Here is a 20,151-nt window from a genome sequence, read left to right as displayed (position 1 = left end):
GTTCTTGGTTTTTTACTCACAATGACAATTTAGATGTATAAAATAGTGAAATAAATCTTTCTGATTATCTTTACCCAAATTTACTTGGTTTATGAATAATCTTTTAGAAAAAATAATGCAAAGCAAAAGGTATCAGTTTTTGGTATTTTTTGCTTTGTTGGTTTTTCTGTCTTTGTTGATGATGTATTTTTATCAGCCCTTATGTCCGGGGCAGGATTTCTTTTTTCACTACAGGAGGCTACAGGCATTGATGGATGGCATGAAAGATAGTCCGTGGCTTATTTATCTCGACTATAGTGCCATCGATGGTTATGGCTATCTTACAAAGGCTTTCTATCCCGACTTTATACTTATACCTTTTGCTTTGATTGGTAATCTTACCGATGCTGCGTTTGCATATCAGTTTATGATATTTACCATGACTATTTTGTGTGGTGTATTCACTTACATAACAGTCAATACCATTTATAAAAGTTCGTATGCTGCTGCAATAGCAGCACTGTTATATACATTTGCTGCTTATCGGTTGCTTGATATATATCACAGGGCTGCAATAGGAGAGGCCTTGTCTTTTACTTTTGTACCTATTGTCTTTTTGGGATTGTACCATATTATCAAGGGTGATTATAAGAAATGGTACGTTTTGGCTATAGGTTTTAGCCTGATGATATTTACGCACCTTATATCATCGGTTCTGATGTTTGTGGCTATACTTATCTTTTTAGGGATTTACTATAAATCATTGCTAAGAGAGCCTAAACGTATAAAATATCTTGTTTTGGCTGGCGTTGCAACTTTGATTGTAACCGCTTACTATATTTTCCCGATGATGGAGCAAATGCTTTCCAATACGTTTTATTATGAGAGCAGGGGATTGATGTCTAAAGCTCAGGATTCTGCGCTCGGACTGCATTGGATTATCTGGGGAATGTTTGTAGGAATAATTATTCCGGAGCAAGCTCTTATTCCCGGTGTAGGTCTCTTGCTTACATTTGGTATCATTTTGCGGTTGTTTGTATATGAAAAGTCGAAAGAATTAAGGAGTCTTGATATCGCCGTTATTGTAGGTTTTATCTATATTATTGCTTGTCTGCCGATATTTCCCTGGTCGGTATTTCCTTTCAGCTTGTTGAACTTTATTCAGCTGCCATGGCGTTTGCTTGAATTTTCGTGTTTCTTTTTTGCAGTGGGAGGGGGATATTATTTATCACGAATTTTAAAGACGAATAAGCGATTTTTGGCTGGGGGGATAATGATTGTTGCCGGAATAGCTTTGGTGCTTGTAAATGATGCGCAATCATACAAAAACTATCGTTGTGGGCGACCTGTTACTCAGAGTGCAGATATTTCGAATGATTATCATTTAGGAGGACTGGAATATATTCCCGATAGAATACCTTCTGTAGAATATCTTCATCAGAGAGGGGACAGTGTGAAGTCAAATTATGGAGGGATGCAGATATCTGACTTTAAACGGTCAGGAAGAGTAACGGCTTTTAACCTGAATGCAACCAATGGAGAAGCTCTGGAATTGCCATTGATTTACTATAAAGGTTATACCGCCCGTCTTGATGGGAAGGCTATTCCTGTTTCGGAAAGTTATAATGGATTAGTTCAATTATCAGGTAATCAATCGGGTAGGATAGAAGTATATTATGGGGGAACTATTATACAGAGAATAAGCCTGTGTATAACAGTTTTGAGTATATTGAGCTTGTGTATTTTTATATTTTTACAGAAAAGAAGACAAAATGAAGCTGGATAGCCTTATAGCAGATAAGAAATATCACTTTTGGATTTTCTTCTCTGTTTTATTATTTCTTTCTGTTTTGTGTTCTTTTGCATACGGAACTCAGTTTTTGGGTGGCGATGACTATTACTTTCACAATGCTCGCTTCGAGGCCTTGATGCAAGGATTGAAAGACGGAACATTTCCTTCCTATATAGACTATCAGGGGCTTTATGGCTATGGCTACCTTGTAAAAACATTTTATTCCGATTTTATTCTCATTCCATACGCTCTATTAGCTAATTTGACGAGTAAGGATTTTGCCTATTGGTTCCTTTATTTTTCTATGACAATGATGTGCGGAACTTTTATGTACATTTTTATTCGTAGAGTTTATAAGAGTGCGTATGTGGCATCTATGAGCTCGATACTGTATACTTTTTGCTTATATCGTCTGCTCGATTTATATTATAGAGGAGCATGGGGCGAAGCCTTTTCATTTACTTTTCTGCCGATTGTTTTTCTAGGACTTTTTTACATCATTAAGGGTGATTATCGGAAGTGGTATGTTATTGCCATTGGATTTTCTTTGATGATTTTTACGCATGTCCTTTCCACTTTGCTGTTGTTTATTACAGCAAGTATCATACTGTTTGTTTATTATAGAGACATGATAAAAGAGCCCAAACGTATATACTATTTGATTTTGGCAGGCGTGGTTACAATCGTTTTGACGAGCTATTATTTGTTTCCGTTTTTTGAACAGCTCTTATCCGATACGTTTTACTTTCAGAAGTTTAAATACTCGCCTTACACTACTGCACAGAGCAGGCTCGATTGGTTGACCATCTTGAGAGGTTCAGTTGAAGGCTTTACGCTCGGTCAGAAATCTACAGGGATAGGGTTGTTGCTCCTTGCTCCGTTATGCTTGCGCTTTTTTGTGAGAGGAAATAAGGAACAAAAGAAATATATAAGAAGTATCGATATCGGGGTTCTTATCGGGTTGTTTTATATTGTTCTCAAATCCACTTTAACACCCTGGACACGCTTCCCTTTGTCTTATCTGAGTCTGATACAGTTCCCGTGGAGGCTATACGAGTTTGTTGTTTTCTTCTTTTCTGTGGCAGGAGCTTATTACATATACTTGCTGTGTAAAAAAAGGAATATTCAGCTTGCGGCGTTTTTATTATTGGTCGTTTTAACTTCGGTTGTTATTGTAATTGATGCTTCAACGTATAAAGAAATAAAGGTAGAGGCTCGTTTATCCGATAAAGATTATTTGAACGAAACCACTCATTATACAATGGCGGGAATGGAATATTATCCTTCAAGAATGCCCTATCCTGATCCATTTATCCTACAACGTGGAGATAGTGTGGCGTCTCAGCTAAAGGAAATAGAAGTATATAACTTTGAAAGATTTGATTATATTACCCGGTTTGATATAAAAACCAATGTGAAAGACAGTATCGGATTACCTCTCATTTACTATAAAGGATATGTTGCGTCCCTCGACGGAGTAAGTATTCCTGTTACAGAGAGTAGCCAAGGTCTTGTGCAGATCCCTATCGATCGATCGGGTAGGGTAGAGGCTTATTATAAAGGAACTTTGGTACAAAAACTAAGTTTTTATATTACTATTCTAAGTATATTTGTGCTGTGTTCATATATTTTTCTTCAAAGAAGAAAGGACAAACATTTTAAATAATAACGAGTATGCGTAATTTTATTTATCTAGATCTCTTATATCCTGTCTTTATGTTTATTTTCGGTATTATAATGATATCGAGCCCTCGCTCTTTGATGCGTAAAGCAAAATACGACGAAGAAAGCCTCAAAACCGAGTCGTGGGTAAAGAAACTCGGGATAGGACTGTGTGTATTTGCTGTTGGTTTTGGGATATACATATTCTATAAGTTGAAATATGCTTGACGGATTTGTAGAGTATGGCTACATAGGTCTGTTTTTGGCATCCTTTCTTGCGGCTACTATATTACCTTTCGGTTCCGAAGTCGTTTTTGTAGGTCTTATTGCAGCCGGTCTTAACGGTTGGTCGTGCGTTCTCATCGCTTCTGTGGGAAACTGGTTAGGGGGAATGACTAATTACTATTTAGGACATCTCGGAAAGGTAGAATGGATAGAGAAATATCTGAAAGTAAAGAAAGATAAAATAGATAAAATGCAGCGATGGTTGGAAGGGAAAGGTGCGGCGATGGCATTTTTTAGTTTTCTGCCCGTTGTAGGTGATATTATAGCCCTTGCCTTAGGCTTTATGCGTGCCAATGTTTATATCGTAAATGCAACCATGTTTGCCGGTAAGTTTGTGCGCTATGTACTGATAATGTATGGCGTAAATTGGATTATCTAATTCTGTAGATTCCTATTTTTTCATGTTGAATAAAATGCCCCGTTAAGTAAACAGAATTCCTCTCTATTTCTGTTTATTCTCAAAAATTATCTATTTATATCTATTCTCTTATCATGCTGAGGATGGAAAGATCAATTATTATAAATTATATGAAGGAGAATATAAAGTGACAAAATAAAGCAGCTAAATAAGTGTCACTTTTGTCACCTTTTTATATTTAATATGCATTATATCAGTTTATTATGTATATTTCTGGTTGTCACCTTTTGAAGCAAAATATTGTTGTTCTTCGTTTCATGTGGAACAAAAAATGGAATTTGTTAATTTTTAGGTCTTTATTCTCGCTGTATATCTTATTTCTGTTAAAACTCCAAGATTGTAGAACTGAAAAATCAATATGTTTATGTTGCAGAGAGTGATAAAGCAGTAACTTTGTATATTATTAAAAATTAGAGCTTAGAATAAAATAATATGTCGACAATATTGTTTCATGAAATAGTGTTTGGTCCTATACACAGTCGTCGTTTAGGGTCATCTTTGGGTATGAATTTGCTTCCGTACGATGGCAAGTTATGCTCGTTCGATTGTATCTATTGTGAATGTGGGTATAATGAAAATTTCAGGACAAAGACTAAATTGCCTAGTCGTGAAAATGTTAAAGCTGCTCTGGAAGACAAGCTGATGCATTTGCAAAAAGAAGGAACAGCATTGGACGTAATCACTTTTGCCGGAAATGGAGAACCGACGATACATCCTCAATTTGCTGAAATTATTGATGATACAATCGAACTTCGGGACAAGTATTACCCTCAAACTAAAATCAGTGTGCTTTCGAATGCTATGCATGCCGGAAAGGAGAAAGTGTTTAATGCACTGAAAAAGGTAGATAATAACATACTTAAGCTTGACTCGGCCTGTATTGATACTGTGCGGTTGATAGATCGTCCTAATTCGCCTGAGTATAGTATAGAAAAGCAGATAGAACTTTTTAAACGCTTCGAAGGCAATTTTATTATGCAAACAATGTTTGTAAGAGGTAGTCATAAGGGTAGGGTAGTGGATAATACAACAGAGGGTGAAGTTTCGGCTTGGTTAGAGGCTGTTAGAGCGACAAAACCCCGTGAGGTAATGATTTACACTATCGATAGAGAAACCCCTGAAAAAAACCTTGAAAAAGTGCCTGTGGAAGATTTAAGAAAGATAGGAGACCGTGTGGAGGGGCTTGGTCTTGGTATTGAAGTTTTGGTTACGGCATAAATTTGAATTATATAAATAAAAAGATATGGTAACAATCGTTTTTGCTCATCCTTGGCATGGTAGTTTTAATAAAGCAATATTGGATGCAATTATTGACGAATATGATAATAATAATGTGGCTTATGAGGTATTAGATCTCCATAAAGATAACTTTAATCCGGTGTTTACAGAAGATGAATTGTCTGTATATAACAAAGGAAAAGTACTTGATCCATTAATTCTTAGATATCAGCAAGTGATAAAAAAATCTGACAAAATGATATTTATTTTCCCTAATTGGTGGAATACTATGCCTGCTATTTTGAAAGGTTTTTTTGACAAAGTGCTGTTGAAAGATTTTGCTTTTAATTACGAAGGAGGCTTCAATGCTCTTTTAGACATAGAGCAATCCCTTATTATTACTACGTCTGAGCATCCGAGCCCTAACTTTAAAAATACGATCGAAAATGGCCTTATTGGGGATATGCTCAAGCCGGTTGGTATCCGTAACAGTGTTTGGTTGAGCTGTGAAGGAACATCAAAAGGAACTGACGAGATGCGAAAATCCTTTATTGATCGTGTAAGACAAGCGATTAGGTAATGCTTTGTCGGACTTTTATAGGCTACTATTTTTACTTTTGATAGTAGATTTTGACATTTTGATCTAATTATATGTTAAATTAAGTTTTTTTCAGATTTTTTGATTGATACAGTATCTATTTTTATTTTGTAAACAGTGCATTTGTATACCTTTTAAACGAAGAAAATATTCTTTAGTAATACTTACACAAAGTGGCTTTTTTTTTAACGCGGTTTAACCTGTGTTAATTCAAAAACCAGCATACATTTGTTGCGTATTTAAACAGTATAGTTTAACACTTTTAATTAAGTATTATTTATGAAAAAGATTATTCTTTCAGGTATCATGGCTATCGCATTAATCGCCTCTACCAGTGTAATGGCTCAAGATGTAAAAACAGCTAATCAAGCAAAAAAAGCCCCTAAAACAGAAGTTAAGGAAGCCAAACAAGCAGCTAAAACTGAAGTGAAAGAAGCTAAAGAAACTGCAAAAACAGAAAAGAAAGCAGCTAAGACAGAAGTGAAAGCAAAAAAGGAAGAAGCTAAAGGTAACGTGAAAGCAGCAAAAGCTGAACTGAAAAAGTAAATAGCTCACTGTGAACCTTTTCACAGTTATCAGAATCTTATTCTGAAAATAAAAGATCGGTACGATTTTCGTGCCGATCTTTTTTATGTGTCTGGTGATAGGTATGGCCTACTTAATACTTTCCAATAGGTTGTTAGCTAATCTGCTTGCTCCTATACGGAAATATTCTTTATTCAGATATTCATCGCCCAGGACTTCTCTTACTATCGTATAGTACTTTACGGCATCTTCTGTTGTAGAAATACCTCCTGAAGCTTTAAATCCGGCTTTATTCCCTGTTTTCTGGTTATATTCTTTAATTGCAGTACACATAACGTATGCTGCCTCGAGAGTAGCACCTTCATATACTTTTCCTGTTGAAGTTTTTATAAAATCAGCACCTGAGTATAATGCAAGAATAGAGGCTTTCATAATATTCTTAGCGCTTTTTAGTGCTCCTGTTTCAAGTATTACCTTTAGTTTTGCTTCACGGCATGCGTTCTTTATTTCGTCTATTTCTTCACAAACGTCTTCGTAATTTTCTTCCAGGAAGTATCCTAGATTGAGTACAATATCTATTTCATCGGCTCCACTTGCAACAGCAAGTCCTGTTTCTGCTATTTTAACTTCGGTAAATGTTTGAGATGAGGGGAATCCACCTGCTACTGAGGCTATATTTACATTTGCCGTTAAAGCTTCTTTTACTGTTTCTACAAAATTGGGGAAAACGCATATTGCTGCTACATTGTCTACATCGCTTGATCCTTCGAAGTCGTTTACTGTTTCTGTAAAATTCCAGATTTCTTCGCGCGTATCTGTTGCATTCAATGATGTGAGATCTATGCAGGAATATATCCTCTTATATACCTCTTTGGTATTATTCTGATCGAATTTCTTACTGATTATCTCATTCACTTTCTGAGTGATATCAGCATCCTTAATGTCTGTTTTATATTTTTTTAGAGTATCTCTGTATTTATCTACTTCTGCCATTCTATTTCAATTTTTCGTTGTTTATATGCCTGTCTTTATCTCTGTTAGTCTTTTTTTCAATATTCTTTTTTAGAGCGTCTGTGAGATCTATCCCTGTTTGATTTGCGAGGCAGATAAGTACCCACAGTACATCGGCCATTTCGTCACCAAGATCTTTGTTCAGATCAGACTTCTTGAAAGATTGATCGCCGTATGTACGCGCCATGATGCGGGCTAATTCGCCCACTTCTTCGGAGAGGATAGCCATGTTGGTTAGTTCGCTGAAATAGCGTACGCCCACGGTTTTTATCCATTGGTCTACCTCCTGTTGTGCTTCTTTTATTGTCATGTTATTCTTTTACTTTCGAGTCGATCCATATAGTTACAGGACCGTCATTTATGAGTTCTACCTTCATATCTGCTCCAAATTCGCCTGTTTGTACCGGTTTACCTAGCTTGTTCCCTAAAACGGCACAAAATTCTTCGTACAAAGGTACTGCAATTTCGGGTTTGGCTGCATATATATAAGATGGACGATTTCCTTTTTTAGTCGAAGCATGTAAGGTAAATTGCGATACTACAAGCATTTCTCCGTTGATATCTTTTATTGATAAATTCATTACACCTTCCTTATCATCAAATATACGAAGATTTACAGCCTTGTTGCAGAGCCATTCTATATCTTCCTTATTATCTGAATTTTCTATACCTACAAGGATAAGAAGCCCTTGATTTATTGCTGATTTTATACTGTCGTTGATTGTAACTGATGCTTTACTTACTCTTTGTATTAATATCCTCATGTTTGATAAAATAGAGTCGCATAATTAGATATGGACTTTAAAATTAGGGATTAATTTGCAAATATACCTAAGTTGCTTCATTTATTACTAACACAAGTTGAGGTTAATAATTATTTGTATAATCCACTGTATTACTATTGATATACTTTAGCAGCTTCCCACCCGATCATAGATGTCTTGCGGATATGTCCCCAATGATAGTCTCCCAGAGCCCCTGTAGACTGTATTATTCGATGGCAAGGGATGAGATATGCTACGGGGTTTTTCCCCACAGCATTTCCCACTGCCCGACTAGCTTTAGGATTGCTTATTAGATTAGCAATATTCTGGTATGACGATAATTGCCCCATCGGGATATTTAGTAAGGCTTGCCACACTTTAAGCTGAAAATCAGAACCTTTGATGTGTAATTTGATTTTATCAAGACTCTCCCAATCCAGATTAAATATCCGTATTGCATTCTTTTGGATTTCGTCTGCTGAATTCTGATAATTTGCTTTAGGAAAAATACTTATGAGGTTCTTAATTGCTTCTTCATGGTCTTCTGCAAATGACATGTGGCAAATTCCTTTTGGGGTTGAAGCCACAATTATTTCTCCAAATGGACTGAGAGCAAAGCTATAGTTTATAGTAAGATAGCTTCCCTCATTTTTGTATCCGGCAGGGGTCATTCCTTCTATATTTATGAATAGATCATGCAACCTGCTCGTGCCTGATAAGCCAACTTCGAATGCGGTATCGAATAGTGTTGCTTGTGTTTCTCTTAAGATCTGTTTTGCATGTTGTATGCTTATATATTGTAGGAAGCGTTTAGGGCTGACACCCGCCCATTCTTTGAATAATCGCTGAAAATGGAAGGGACTAAGATGGATATGTTCTGAAATCTTATCCAAACTAGGCTGATATTTGTAGTTTTCACTAATATATTCTATTGCCTTTTTGATGCGATTGAAATCTAATGATTCTTGATTAAGCATAGTTTTGGTTTTTTATTTTACAAAGCTACATAGTAGTTTATAATTATAGAATCCATTTCTTGCTGAATTTGTTCGCTTTTAGTCTAATTACTTTTCCTCTATAATAGCAAGAAATGGATTTTAGGCGACTGTATGACAGAATATATTTGTACTGTTTAATTAAATAGAACAAATATGAAAAAGCTAGAAGGAAAAGTAGCCTTTATAACAGGAGCTACAAGCGGTATAGGTAAGGCGACAGCTATCGATTTTATTGAGAACGGAGCAAAAGTAATTTTTACAGGACGCTATCAAGATACAGTAGATAAAACAGTGGCTGAATTAGGAAATCAGGCTATAGGTTTCGTTTCGGATAGTGGGAATATGTCTGACTTATTGGCTATTAATGAAAAGATCAAGTCGATTTCACCTCGGATAGATATCCTGTATGTAAATGCAGGTTTTGGGAAATATGCGCCTATTGAGGCAGTCACAGAAGAGCATTTCGATGAGATGTTTAATGTGTTGGTAAAAGGGACTTTGTTTACGGTACAACAAGTATTACCATTGATGGGAGAGGGGAGTTCCATAATATTGAATTCTTCGAACGTGACAAAGATGGGAATGCAGAATTCTGCTGTTTATTCTGCTGCCAAATCAGCGATTTTATCCTTTGTGAAGACATTTGCGGCAGAATTATCTTCGAGAAATATTCGTGTAAATGCAGTAAGTCCCGGGCCGGTAAGTACAAATTATTTCGATCGATCTAATCTTTGTAAAAATCAGATAGATAGTATTGTAGAATATGTGTTACCTCAAGTTGCACTCAAGAGGTTTGCGCAGCCTTCTGAAATTGCTAAAGTGGTAACATTTCTTGCCTCTGATGATGCCTCTTTTATACAAGGTGCAGAAATATCTGTCGATGGCGGTTTTCCGGAAGTTCGGGTATAATCTATATATGATTAGAGGTGTCTTAAAAGTAGACACCTCTCAATCTTTTGTTCCAAAAAATTAAATGCTATCCCATTCTACTTACTCGTTATGTATTTCTTTTTCAATATTTTCCATTTCCTTGTGAAGAGATTTTAATCTCATCCCAAGGTATATTCTAAAGAAACCATAAGAGATGAACGAAATACTAATGAGTGCTACTATAAATCCTGATGTCAAGACCGGGCTCATTATGAAAATAAATGACAGGATCACACCCAAAACAGCTAATGTAAGCAGCCATCCCCATCCTTTAGCTCCATTTCTCTGTAGTTCTACAGCTCCTCCTATTCCCCAGATAGACTGGAACATTACCCAGAACCCAACGAAATATGAGAGTACGATTGCGATTACTTCAGGAGACATTGATATCAGAATGATACCGAATAATAAGTCTATAATACCACTTACTAAAGTCCATCCCCAGCCTTTGAGTGTATTTCTATTTGACACAGCAAATATTATTTCGAAAACACCACTAACAAAGAAAGTTACGGAAAATACAATTGATAATGCTGTAATTGTAGTCCACGGAGATGTTAAGCACCAAATTCCCAGCATTATAGCTAGTAGTCCGATTAACAATGAAACCCACCAGTATTTGACGGCTTGTTTTACAGAATAAAATAAATCATTTCTCATGTGTACGTTATTTTTAATTAGTTTATGTGTTATAATATTATAACGTCTACCGACTTATTTAGTTTCGAGAAAGTTAAATGTTTAAATGTGATGAATGATTATGCGCTATTTTAAAGCGAATCTTTTTATGTATAATTTATTTTATTCTTTCTTACAAGTGTAAAGTTTTATTGTACAGCTATTTAGGTTTATGACTCTTTTTCTTCGGTAAAATATTTCTCAATTAATGTAGCTTTGTGTTTACCGACTACTTTTTCGATTTCCTCGTTAGACGCTGATTTTATTCTTTTTACACTTTTGAATTCTTTCAGTAGAAGTCGTTTAGTCTCTTCACCAATGCCTTTGATATTATCTAATTCAGATTTTACCTGTCCCTTACTTCTTTGGTTTCGGTGAAATGTAATTCCAAACCTATGTGCTTCATCTCTAAGGTGTTGTATAATCTTTAAAGATTCACTGTTTTTGTCCAGATAGAGTGGGATAGAGTCTTCCGGATAGTAGATTTCTTCAAGCCTTTTCGCTATTCCGACAATGGCTACTTTGCCATAAATACCAAGTTCTTTTAACGATTCACAAGCTGCACTTAGCTGACCTTTGCCTCCGTCGATAACAATAAGCTGGGGTAGGGGGCTTCCTTCTTCTATAAGTCTGTGGTATCTCCGATATACAACTTCTCGCATTGTTGAAAAATCGTCAGGCCCAACTACTGTTTTAACATTGAAGTGGCGATAGTCTTTTTTTGAAGGTTTTCCCATTTTGAAGACTACGCATGCCGACACGGGGTTGGTTCCCTGTATGTTAGAGTTGTCGAAACATTCAATGTGTGATGGCAAGTCTTTGAGGTTCAGATCTTTTTGCATTTCTTTGAGAATGCGAGTACCCCTTTGTTCGGGATTTAGACTTTCTGCTCTTTTTAATTTGTCTAGTTTGTATTGCCTTACGTTCTGAGTTGAAAGAAGCAATAGTTTTTTCTTATCGCCTCGTTGAGGAATATTAATTTCTACGCCATCTAATTTCAGGTCGGGGAGAAATGGCACAACAATTTCTTTCGCTGTAGAGCCAAATCTTTTTCTTACTTCAACAATCCCCAAAGCAAGCAATTCTTCTTTTTCTTCTTCTATCCGTTTTCTATATTCGAATGTATATGCCTGTATAACAGCACCATTATATACATTCAAATAATTTATATATCCTGCATCTGCATCTTCATCATAGCTGAATACATCAATGTTATATTTGATTGAACTTACTACGGTTGATTTATTTTTGAAATTCTCAATTAATATAAATTTTTCTTTCAGTTTATTTGCCTCTTCAAATTCTTGCTTCTCGGCTAGCGCCTGCATTTCTGAATAGATAGATTCGCTTACAAGATTGGTATTCCCTTTTAAGATTTCCTGAATAGCATTTACATTTTTAATATATTCTTCAGAATCCTGTAAACCAACGCAAGGACCTTTACATCTTTTTATATGATACTCTAGACAGACTTTATATTTTCCTTCTGCAATTTTCTCCGGCGTAAGATTTAATGAGCATGTACGAATAGGATACAATTTGTGGATCAACTCCAGGAGAGTCTTTACACTCAGCACATTAGAGTATGGACCAAAATATTTAGAGCCATCTTTTAATATTTTTCTCGTTATTTCTATCCTAGGAAAATATTCATTCCTAATAACAATAGACGGATATGATTTGTCATCTTTCAGCATTACGTTGTATCGCGGCTGAAATTCTTTGATCAGGCTATTCTCGAGTAAGAGAGTGTCTTCTTCCGATTCAACAATGATATATTTGATATCTTTTATCTTGCTGACCAGTATTCTTGTCTTTGGACTGTCCTCATGGTTTTTTGTAAAATATGAAGAAACCCGTTTTTTTAGATTTTTTGCTTTCCCTACATATATGATTACTCCCTTGTCGTCATAATATTGATAACAACCAGGCTTCTGGGGAATATTTCTAATGATATTTTTTAAATAATCATTAATCATCGTGCTATTTTCTTTACTTATTGTATTTTACGTGAAATTATTAATTTGTTTTCTATACTACAAATGAATATCTATTTATAATCAAAAAGAAAGGGAAGAATTCTTTTTTCTCCCCTCCTCCTAAATTTTTTGTAGAATTTAAATCTCGTAATGAATCAAAGAATTAATATCAATCTCTGCAGGAAATAGCTTCCTACCTTCTAGTGCATCTAGCTCAATGATAAAGTTGACATATATTTTTTTCACTCCCATGTCCTTTACTAATTTGTATGCAGCATACATTGTGCCTCCTGTAGCTAATAGGTCATCATGGATCAGAACCACGTCGTCTTTTGATAGAGAGTCTTTGTGTATTTGAATTTTATCTACTCCATATTCTTTTTCATATTCCTGTTCGAATACTTCTGCCGGTAATTTTCCGGGTTTTCGAATTGGGACGAAACCGGCTCCAAGTTCTAAGGCCATAATTGGCCCCATGATAAAACCTCTCGATTCTATACCAACAACTTTTGTTATTCCTTTATTCTTGTATTCGTCTAAAAGAACTTCTGTAAGATTCGATAAAGATTCTTTTGTTTTAAATAATGGAGTGACGTCCTTGAATTGAATTCCGGGTATCGGGAAGTCGGGTATGTTTCTTACCGTTTCTCGGAGAGTTAAAAGCTTTTCTTCCTTTTCTTTTTTGTCCATTTTTTTGTTTAGTATTAGTCGTGTTTCACGTGGAACAATTTTTATTTTAGCATACGTTCCACGTGAAACATGTTCATTTATCTGCCTAGTAGCACAAGAAGAATAGATATGTCGTTGGGTGAAACGCCGGGGATTCTGCTTGCTTGAGCAATTGTTTCTGGGTTTATTTTTGATAATTTTTGTCGTGCTTCTGTTGATAGGGAAGAGATGTTTTCGTAATCAAACTTGTCTTTGATTCGAATGTTTTCCAGTCGTGTTATCTTTTCTGCTATCGTTTGTTCACGTTTTATATAGCCGTCATATTTGATTATGATCTCCGCTGCTTCGATTATTTCTTCCTTTCTGTTCGGGATTTTATCAAGTTCTGCTTTGAAGGCAGGGATGTATTCTGCGATGCTTTTTATTGTGATTTGTGGACGTGTGATTACATCTTTTAGCTTCATGCCTTGCTTAAGAGGGTTGGTTCCCAGGTTGGATAATCCTTCGTTGATGTATTCCGGTTTCAGGGAGTAATTAGCCACGAAGTTTATTATCTTTTGAACCTCTTCTTTTTTCTCATTTAATAGAGCAATTCTTTCTTGTTTTGCCAGACCTATGTTGTATCCTTTTTCTGTTAGGCGTACATCAGCATCGTCTTGACGAAGAAGAATTCTATACTCTGCCCTTGATGTAAACATCCTATAAGGTTCGTCTACGCCTTTTGTTACAAGGTCATCTATCAGTACACCTATATATGCTTCATCTCTTTTTAAGACAAATTCGTTGCCTCCATGCGTATTGATATGCGCATTTATTCCGGCTATTAATCCTTGTCCTCCCGCTTCTTCGTAACCTGTAGTTCCATTGATTTGACCGGCAAAAAAGAGGTTCTTAACGAGCTTCGTTTCCAACGTATGTTTTAATTGAGTAGGGTCGAAGAAATCGTATTCTATTGCATATCCGGGTCTATATATATGTATATTTCTGAAGGCCGGTATTTTCTGTAAAGCCTCAATTTGGGTATGGAGTGGGAGAGAGGATGAGAACCCATTTAAGTAGTATTCTTGTGTGCTTTCTCCTTCCGGTTCGAGAAATAGTTGGTGAGATGTTTTCTCTTCGAAAGTAACTATCTTTGTTTCTATACTTGGACAGTAACGTGGTCCGATACTTTTTATCTGCCCGTTGTATAGTGGAGAATCATCCAATCCATCGCGTAATGTCGAATGGGTATCATCGTTTGTATACGTTATCCAGCAGCTAAGTTGTTTCAGTGTGCGTGGCGCATAATCAAGGTATGAGAACTTGTGGAAGTCATCATCTCCTTTTTGCTCGTCCATCAGGCTAAAATCAACGCTTCTTCCGTCTATGCGGGCAGGGGTTCCTGTTTTCATCCTGTCGGTGGTGAACCCAAAATCCCTCAATTGTTCGGTGATTCCGAATGAAGCGGGTTCAGAAACACGTCCTCCTCCGAGCTGTGTTTTGCCAATATGCATTAACCCATTCAAGAACGTTCCGTTGGTAAGAACTACCGCTTTGGCCGAGAATTCCACACCCATCGCCGTTTTTACTCCTGTTATTGTTTTGTCTTGAATGATGAGTGAAGTGACAGTGTCTTGCCAAATAAAAAGATTATCGGTGTTTTCAATAATCTCTCTCCACTTCATAATAAATCTGGCTCTGTCACTCTGAGCTCTCGGGCTCCACATTGCCGGCCCTTTCGATTTATTAAGCATGCGAAACTGTATTGCTGTCTTGTCTGTGACGATACCCATTTGCCCTCCAAGCGCATCGATCTCTCGAACGATTTGTCCTTTTGCTATTCCCCCTACTGCAGGGTTACAGCTCATTTGAGCAATCTTATTCATGTCCATTGTTATGAGCAAAGTCTTCGAGCCCATATTGGCTGCCGCTGCGGCTGCTTCGCAGCCTGCATGACCTGCCCCAACGACAATTATATCATATTTGAAATTCATCTTATTTAAAAGGGGATAATAATTATTTGCACTGCAAAGTTAGTACTTTTTGTTTTCTTTTTTATGTGCTAGTTTACAGTACAATATAAATTAACAATATTCTTTATGCTTTGTTGGCATTTTCTATTGCTAATTTTATTTTTTCAGCATCTGATAGTAATATCGAATACTCTTCGTTGAAGTTGTCGAAGGTGGGAGATTGGTATTGCATTTCTCCTGTATATCGACTCCTGAAAGAACCGTGGAACTCTTTCAATCCTGTTTCTTTTGCAAGATCTGCGATGTTATTTTCTGTAATCCCTCCACCCGGCATAATGATGATACGGTTGTTTGCTTTTTCTATTAATTGCTTTAAAATATCTTTTCCTTCAGGGGCTGTTTTCTTTCCGCCGGAGGTAAGTATTCTATCGCATCCCAGTTCGATAATATCTTCGAGAGATTTATTCAAATCAGAGCATCTGTCGAATGCTCGATGGAAAGTAGTGCTCATGCCATATTGGTGAGCAATCTCAACCAGTTCTTTATTTCTTACTTTGTCTATGGTTCCATCAGTATTCAAGATCCCAAAAACTACTCCGTCACATTTAGCTTGTCCGCAATGATGGATGTCTCTTTTCATCATTTCAAACTCGAGATCATTATATAAAAAATCACCTCCGCGTGGACGTATAATTACATTCACCTGTATATTCAAATTTTTCCGTGTGAATTCTATTTGCGAAAGAGCAGGGGTTGTTCCTCCTTCTTCGAGATTATCACATAATTCTACCCGAACAGCTCCTCCTTTTTGAGCTTCGATTGCTGATTGTGCTGAATTTGCACAAACTTCGGCTACTATATTCATTGTAACTTTCTTATTATTAGTTGATTATTCTATTTTTTCTTTTTGAAGTTCCAAATATAAAGAATAATTTATTATTTAAACAAATATTCAGATGCTTTGGTTATGTGATGCTTAATTGTCTTAATTATTATAATTTTTTTGAATTTGTATTCGCAATTATCTTATAACTAGCTAAATAAGTGTATTTGTGATGGAGTGTTATATAAAATATAATAACAATGAAAATGAAATATTAACTTTGCTGACTTTCGCACTGAAAATATAATGAGTAAATCAAAAGGAATTGCATTAGCGTTGATATCATCCGGAACCTTCGGGCTGATAGCATTTTTCTCTATTCCCTTGTTAAAATCAGGGATGCATATTCCTTCTATATTGTTTTATCGGAGTTTGTTGGCGGCAGCTTTTCTGGGCATTGTATGTCTTATTCGGAAAAGAAACTTTAGAATCTCTCCTAAATTGGCTACTCAGCTGTTATTCTTGGGGTTGCTTTATACGATGACATCGATGGGTTTAATTTACTCTTATAATTTTATCTCCAGCGGAGTTGCTACTACTATCCATTTCCTTTATCCTGTGGTAGTTGCGTGCATGATGATCATGTTTTATAAAGAGAAATTATCTCGTAACTTATTGCTTGCAGCCGTCTTGGCTTTAGTTGGAGTTGCTTTGTTGTGTTGGAGCGATACAGGATTTATTAATACCAGGGGGCTTTTGTCTGTATTAATGACTGTTTTTACATATTCAGCTTATATTGTCAGCTTAAACAGAAATAGTATAAAAAGCCTTGATCCGGAGGTGTTTACTTTTTATGTGATGCTTTTTGGAGCATTTATTTTCTCTGTGTTTTCATATTCTACCACAGGTATAGAAATTGTCCCGGATGCCATGTCGTGGTTTAATCTGATAGGATTGGCCTTATTTGCGACCGTTCTTTCGGGATTGGCTTTGGTTTCGGCTGTTAAGTATGCCGGATCTACCATTACCTCCATACTCGGATCGATGGAGCCTGTAGTGGCTACTTTAGTTGGCATATTACATTTTGGAGAACCATTCGGGTGGAATAGTTTCTTCGGGCTCGCTCTTGTAATAGGTGCTGTTACATTGGTAATAGTTACAAGCAAGGAAAAATCCTTAGAAGATTGATAATAAAAGGGCGTCTATTGCTTTTACTATCTCGCTGCGTGATCCCGTAAATTTATTTACCATAATTGTAAATGCATACTTTTCGTCTCCGTTTATGTAATAACCCGCAAAGCATTGCACTCCTCCGATACTCCCGCTTTTCATGGATATTTTCCCTTCTAATGAGGTGCCTTTCAATCTATTTCTTACTGTCCCGTCTTTTCCTGCTTTTGGCAGAGATTCTAAGAAGGCATCAGCATATTTGCTTTTTGTCTGCATATAAACGAGAAGGTCACACATCAAGCTGGGGCTTACAGCATTAGCCGGAGATAATCCGCTTCCATCGTACATTATTAGTGCCTCTGTATCTAATCCTTTGCTTTTCCACAGATCGTTTACTCCTTCTATCCCTGAATCGAGAGCCGAATAATAAATATCTTTGTTTTTATCTCGTCCTATTGTGCGTATCAGGTGTTCAGCATAATGGTTATTACTTCTTACATTAGTATCTTTTATAATGTCTTTCATAGGGAATGAGAGGTGTGTATAGAATACCTTTTCATCGAAATATTTCTTTTCTTTCTGATACTTCTTACTAAAATATTTTTCATAGGTAGTATTCACCGTACCCACTTCATATTTGTTTTCCTGCAATAGTTTGCTTATTGCCTGACCTAAATAGAGCCCCGGATTGGGGATATCTCCCTTTATGCTGAATGATGCCTTTCCTGCGGGGATATCTCCTGTTAGAAGCCTTTTATTTGACATCGGAGACCCATGTATGTATCCGTTATCTGCATCATTATTATTCAGCTTGAGTCTATTTTGGAAATCGATGTTTATTTCCGGTTCAGTTTTTACAATCAGGGGGCAGGTATCCGCATTTAGCGTATTGAAGTAAAGTTTATATGTATTGTCGAAGATACTTATTCCGTATGATCCTGAAGCATAATAATTTCCCATATCCTGATATGTCCATTGCTCCGAAATACCGTCATATCCAAAATGATCATCTATAACGGTGATATCGATTTTGTCGTTGGAATGAAAGTTTTCTTTTATTTTGTCTATCCACTGAGAAAGAAATATGGAAGGAGTATTATCCAAAAATTCTGTTCCTAAGGTAGGATCTCCATATCCATGAATGAGCAAACCATTTTTATTCTTTTTATCCTTTGCCAATGTTGTTTTATATCTATAGTTAGGTCCGAATACTTCGAGTGCGCTGGCCGTAGTTACCACTTTGAGTATCGATGCCGGAGTATAAGCTTTATCCGGATCGTTTGATATTATTTCTTTTCCCGAAAAATCTTTTACGCAAATTCCAACAGAAGCGTGTTTTAAACCTTTGTTATTTAAAAATTGTTGTAGGCTTTGTTCTCTTGTTTGGGCTGACAAAGTGTAATGTGCTAGAACAAAGAATATTAATAAATACCGGATTTTCAAATTCTTCATGAGCAAAATGCTGAAATTAAATTAGAAAAATAAATATCTTTGTAAAGATATATAAATAAAATAATTAAGAAGCTAAACAGATTATGAACCAGCCTTTTGAAAAACCTTTTACATTCGACAGGACCATCCGTATGCTCATTAGTGTTATTGCAATAGGGGGAGCTTTATATTTTCTGTATATTTTGAAGGATGTTTTGCTACCCTTTTTTATTGCATGGCTATTGGCGTATATGCTAAATCCTTTGGTTCGATTCTACCAAAAAAGGTTAAGGTTGGCTCACTCTTTGGCTGTTGTTCTAACGCTTCTTTCCGTTGCCGGATTTATTACTCTATTGGGCTTTATATTAGTTCCGCTTATAGAGAATGAAATATGGCAAATAAATGGTCTTATCGCTACTTATGATTTGTCTTCTATCAGCCATGATGGTATTCCTATGAGTATTGCAGATATATTTTCACGTTATGTAGATTTTAAAGAAATACAAGATAGTTTATCCAGAGACAACTTGATAGAAATTGTTCAATACCTGAGCCCTGCTGTTGAAGCGATATTCTCCAATACTATTTCTTTCTTAGTTGGTCTTACTGTCGTTTTTATCGTCCTGTTGTATTTAATATTTATTCTTCTCGATTATGATAAAATAAATGAACTGTGGAGATACCTCATTCCTCCCAAATATCGTCCTGTCGTAAATCGCATTACTTTGGATGTGGAGACCAGCATGAATAAATACTTCAGACATCAGGCCTTTATCTGTGTGATTCTTGCTATTCTGTATGCTACGGGATTTCAGCTTATCGGATTACCGTTGGCTATTATGTTTGGTATTATTGTTGGGCTTGTACACATGATTCCATATTTGCAGGTTATCACCTTCCCTCCGGCAATATTGCTTTGCTGGTTGCGGGCATCACAAACAAACGATAGCTTTTGGATGATGCTCGGACTAGTCGCACTTATATATATTATTGTTCAATGTATCATGGACTTGTTCCTTGTGCCTCGCATAATGGGTAAGGCGATGGGATTGAATCCTGCGATCATTCTTCTTTCACTTTCGGTGTGGGGATCATTACTCGGTATCGTGGGAATGATTATCGCAATACCTCTTACAACTTTACTTTTGTCATACTATAAAGAATTTATAGCTTCCGCCGAAAGGATACAGGCAGAAGAGAATGCAAAGCACAATATCCCTACGGATGAAACTTGATAGATGCGGATTTTTTTGTACTTTTATGCTCCAA

General features: G+C 36.2%; 20 protein-coding genes. 10 read left to right on the top strand and 10 right to left on the bottom strand.

Annotated elements, in window-relative coordinates:
- The first annotated feature begins 91 nt into the window (after positions 1–91).
- The 7 genes from BGO84_RS00825 to BGO84_RS00795 all read left to right on the top strand — a co-directional run bounded on the left by BGO84_RS00825 (position 92) and on the right by BGO84_RS00795 (position 6,498).
- Complete coding sequence (locus BGO84_RS00825; RefSeq protein ID WP_291026753.1) at positions 92–1,765, top strand: hypothetical protein; 1,674 nt, start codon at positions 92–94, stop codon at positions 1,763–1,765.
- Complete coding sequence (locus BGO84_RS00820; RefSeq protein WP_291026751.1) at positions 1,752–3,437, top strand: hypothetical protein; 1,686 nt, start codon at positions 1,752–1,754, stop codon at positions 3,435–3,437. Before BGO84_RS00825 ends, BGO84_RS00820 begins: the two co-directional genes overlap by 14 nt.
- An 8-nt stretch (positions 3,438–3,445) precedes the next feature.
- Positions 3,446–3,661, top strand: a complete 216-nt coding sequence (locus BGO84_RS00815; RefSeq protein WP_135105345.1) for a hypothetical protein — start codon at positions 3,446–3,448, stop codon at positions 3,659–3,661.
- Positions 3,654–4,097, top strand: a complete 444-nt coding sequence (locus BGO84_RS00810; protein ID WP_135105346.1) for a YqaA family protein — start codon at positions 3,654–3,656, stop codon at positions 4,095–4,097. Before BGO84_RS00815 ends, BGO84_RS00810 begins: the two co-directional genes overlap by 8 nt.
- Before the next feature lie 471 nt (positions 4,098–4,568).
- Positions 4,569–5,354 carry a radical SAM protein gene (locus BGO84_RS00805; protein WP_135105347.1) on the top strand — a complete coding sequence of 262 codons (786 nt, stop codon included), beginning with the start codon at positions 4,569–4,571 and terminating at the stop codon, positions 5,352–5,354.
- A gap of 25 nt (positions 5,355–5,379) precedes the next feature.
- Positions 5,380–5,934, top strand: a complete 555-nt coding sequence (locus BGO84_RS00800; RefSeq protein WP_291026748.1) for an NAD(P)H-dependent oxidoreductase — start codon at positions 5,380–5,382, stop codon at positions 5,932–5,934.
- A 297-nt stretch (positions 5,935–6,231) separates the two neighbouring features.
- Positions 6,232–6,498, top strand: coding sequence for a hypothetical protein (locus BGO84_RS00795; RefSeq protein WP_006841609.1), 267 nt, complete (start codon positions 6,232–6,234; stop codon positions 6,496–6,498).
- A 108-nt stretch (positions 6,499–6,606) separates the two neighbouring features.
- On the opposite strand, the gene deoC is transcribed toward BGO84_RS00795, so the two are convergent.
- The 4 genes from deoC to BGO84_RS00775 all read right to left on the bottom strand — a co-directional run bounded on the left by deoC (position 6,607) and on the right by BGO84_RS00775 (position 9,229).
- Positions 6,607–7,470 carry a deoxyribose-phosphate aldolase gene (deoC, locus tag BGO84_RS00790; protein ID WP_291026746.1) on the bottom strand — a complete coding sequence of 288 codons (864 nt, stop codon included), beginning with the start codon at positions 7,468–7,470 and terminating at the stop codon, positions 6,607–6,609.
- 1 nt (position 7,471) lies between these two features.
- Positions 7,472–7,798 carry a nucleotide pyrophosphohydrolase gene (locus BGO84_RS00785; protein ID WP_291026744.1) on the bottom strand — a complete coding sequence of 109 codons (327 nt, stop codon included), beginning with the start codon at positions 7,796–7,798 and terminating at the stop codon, positions 7,472–7,474.
- Between the two features lies 1 nt (position 7,799).
- A complete protein-coding gene (dtd, locus tag BGO84_RS00780; RefSeq protein WP_291026741.1) occupies positions 7,800–8,252 on the bottom strand; it encodes a D-aminoacyl-tRNA deacylase in 453 nt (150 codons plus the stop codon).
- A gap of 134 nt (positions 8,253–8,386) precedes the next feature.
- Positions 8,387–9,229 carry a methylated-DNA--[protein]-cysteine S-methyltransferase gene (locus tag BGO84_RS00775; RefSeq protein ID WP_291026738.1) on the bottom strand — a complete coding sequence of 281 codons (843 nt, stop codon included), beginning with the start codon at positions 9,227–9,229 and terminating at the stop codon, positions 8,387–8,389.
- Between the two features lie 174 nt (positions 9,230–9,403).
- Here BGO84_RS00775 and BGO84_RS00770 point away from each other — a divergent pair, with 174 nt between their 5' ends.
- On the top strand, positions 9,404–10,159 hold the full coding sequence (locus BGO84_RS00770) for an SDR family oxidoreductase (RefSeq protein ID WP_291026735.1): 756 nt from the start codon (positions 9,404–9,406) through the stop codon (positions 10,157–10,159).
- 81 nt (positions 10,160–10,240) lie between these two features.
- Here the strand turns inward: BGO84_RS00770 and BGO84_RS00765 are convergent, their stop codons facing one another.
- From BGO84_RS00765 to BGO84_RS00745, 5 genes are all read right to left on the bottom strand, one after another.
- The gene (locus BGO84_RS00765; protein WP_291026732.1) at positions 10,241–10,840 is read right to left on the bottom strand and encodes an HdeD family acid-resistance protein; all 600 of its coding nucleotides are present in this window, start codon (positions 10,838–10,840) and stop codon (positions 10,241–10,243) included.
- A gap of 188 nt (positions 10,841–11,028) precedes the next feature.
- On the bottom strand, positions 11,029–12,837 hold the full coding sequence (gene uvrC, locus BGO84_RS00760; protein WP_291026730.1) for an excinuclease ABC subunit UvrC: 1,809 nt from the start codon (positions 12,835–12,837) through the stop codon (positions 11,029–11,031).
- Positions 12,838–12,975: 138 nt separating this feature from the next.
- Positions 12,976–13,527: an adenine phosphoribosyltransferase gene (locus BGO84_RS00755; protein ID WP_135105355.1), complete on the bottom strand. Its 552-nt coding sequence runs from the start codon at positions 13,525–13,527 to the stop codon at positions 12,976–12,978.
- A gap of 77 nt (positions 13,528–13,604) precedes the next feature.
- Positions 13,605–15,479, bottom strand: coding sequence for a tRNA uridine-5-carboxymethylaminomethyl(34) synthesis enzyme MnmG (mnmG, locus tag BGO84_RS00750; RefSeq protein WP_135105356.1), 1,875 nt, complete (start codon positions 15,477–15,479; stop codon positions 13,605–13,607).
- A 103-nt stretch (positions 15,480–15,582) separates the two neighbouring features.
- The gene (locus tag BGO84_RS00745; protein ID WP_291026726.1) at positions 15,583–16,323 is read right to left on the bottom strand and encodes a copper homeostasis protein CutC; all 741 of its coding nucleotides are present in this window, start codon (positions 16,321–16,323) and stop codon (positions 15,583–15,585) included.
- A gap of 264 nt (positions 16,324–16,587) precedes the next feature.
- On the opposite strand from BGO84_RS00745, the gene BGO84_RS00740 reads away from it, so the two are divergent.
- The gene (locus BGO84_RS00740; RefSeq protein WP_291026723.1) at positions 16,588–17,469 is read left to right on the top strand and encodes a DMT family transporter; all 882 of its coding nucleotides are present in this window, start codon (positions 16,588–16,590) and stop codon (positions 17,467–17,469) included.
- On the opposite strand, the gene dacB is transcribed toward BGO84_RS00740, so the two are convergent.
- A complete protein-coding gene (gene dacB / locus BGO84_RS00735; protein WP_291026720.1) occupies positions 17,458–18,903 on the bottom strand; it encodes a D-alanyl-D-alanine carboxypeptidase/D-alanyl-D-alanine-endopeptidase in 1,446 nt (481 codons plus the stop codon). The genes BGO84_RS00740 and dacB overlap by 12 nt on opposite strands.
- 83 nt (positions 18,904–18,986) lie before the next feature.
- Between dacB and BGO84_RS00730 the strand changes: the two genes are divergently transcribed.
- Positions 18,987–20,117 (top strand): AI-2E family transporter, encoded by a 1,131-nt coding sequence (locus BGO84_RS00730; RefSeq protein WP_291026717.1) that lies wholly within the window; start codon positions 18,987–18,989, stop codon positions 20,115–20,117.
- Positions 20,118–20,151 lie beyond the last annotated feature (34 nt).

Source organism: Dysgonomonas sp. 37-18 (assembly GCF_001899125.1).
Classification (GTDB): Bacteria; Bacteroidota; Bacteroidia; order Bacteroidales; family Dysgonomonadaceae; genus Dysgonomonas.
Note: the sequence above shows the minus strand (reverse complement) of the source record. Positions and strands in the feature narration are given on the sequence as shown.

What these genes read in the sequence shown, in the direction of transcription:
- BGO84_RS00825 (WP_291026753.1), top strand. Translation starts at nt 92, where the DNA reads ATGAATAATCTTTTAGAAAAAATAATGCAAAGCAAAAGGTATCAGTTT.
- BGO84_RS00820 (WP_291026751.1), top strand. Translation starts at nt 1,752, where the DNA reads ATGAAGCTGGATAGCCTTATAGCAGATAAGAAATATCACTTTTGGATT.
- BGO84_RS00815 (WP_135105345.1), top strand. Translation starts at nt 3,446, where the DNA reads ATGCGTAATTTTATTTATCTAGATCTCTTATATCCTGTCTTTATGTTT.
- BGO84_RS00810 (WP_135105346.1), top strand. Translation starts at nt 3,654, where the DNA reads ATGCTTGACGGATTTGTAGAGTATGGCTACATAGGTCTGTTTTTGGCA.
- BGO84_RS00805 (WP_135105347.1), top strand. Translation starts at nt 4,569, where the DNA reads ATGTCGACAATATTGTTTCATGAAATAGTGTTTGGTCCTATACACAGT.
- BGO84_RS00800 (WP_291026748.1), top strand. Translation starts at nt 5,380, where the DNA reads ATGGTAACAATCGTTTTTGCTCATCCTTGGCATGGTAGTTTTAATAAA.
- BGO84_RS00795 (WP_006841609.1), top strand. Translation starts at nt 6,232, where the DNA reads ATGAAAAAGATTATTCTTTCAGGTATCATGGCTATCGCATTAATCGCC.
- deoC (WP_291026746.1), bottom strand. Translation starts at nt 7,470, where the DNA reads ATGGCAGAAGTAGATAAATACAGAGATACTCTAAAAAAATATAAAACA.
- BGO84_RS00785 (WP_291026744.1), bottom strand. Translation starts at nt 7,798, where the DNA reads ATGACAATAAAAGAAGCACAACAGGAGGTAGACCAATGGATAAAAACC.
- dtd (WP_291026741.1), bottom strand. Translation starts at nt 8,252, where the DNA reads ATGAGGATATTAATACAAAGAGTAAGTAAAGCATCAGTTACAATCAAC.
- BGO84_RS00775 (WP_291026738.1), bottom strand. Translation starts at nt 9,229, where the DNA reads ATGCTTAATCAAGAATCATTAGATTTCAATCGCATCAAAAAGGCAATA.
- BGO84_RS00770 (WP_291026735.1), top strand. Translation starts at nt 9,404, where the DNA reads ATGAAAAAGCTAGAAGGAAAAGTAGCCTTTATAACAGGAGCTACAAGC.
- BGO84_RS00765 (WP_291026732.1), bottom strand. Translation starts at nt 10,840, where the DNA reads ATGAGAAATGATTTATTTTATTCTGTAAAACAAGCCGTCAAATACTGG.
- uvrC (WP_291026730.1), bottom strand. Translation starts at nt 12,837, where the DNA reads ATGATTAATGATTATTTAAAAAATATCATTAGAAATATTCCCCAGAAG.
- BGO84_RS00755 (WP_135105355.1), bottom strand. Translation starts at nt 13,527, where the DNA reads ATGGACAAAAAAGAAAAGGAAGAAAAGCTTTTAACTCTCCGAGAAACG.
- mnmG (WP_135105356.1), bottom strand. Translation starts at nt 15,479, where the DNA reads ATGAATTTCAAATATGATATAATTGTCGTTGGGGCAGGTCATGCAGGC.
- BGO84_RS00745 (WP_291026726.1), bottom strand. Translation starts at nt 16,323, where the DNA reads ATGAATATAGTAGCCGAAGTTTGTGCAAATTCAGCACAATCAGCAATC.
- BGO84_RS00740 (WP_291026723.1), top strand. Translation starts at nt 16,588, where the DNA reads ATGAGTAAATCAAAAGGAATTGCATTAGCGTTGATATCATCCGGAACC.
- dacB (WP_291026720.1), bottom strand. Translation starts at nt 18,903, where the DNA reads ATGAAGAATTTGAAAATCCGGTATTTATTAATATTCTTTGTTCTAGCA.
- BGO84_RS00730 (WP_291026717.1), top strand. Translation starts at nt 18,987, where the DNA reads ATGAACCAGCCTTTTGAAAAACCTTTTACATTCGACAGGACCATCCGT.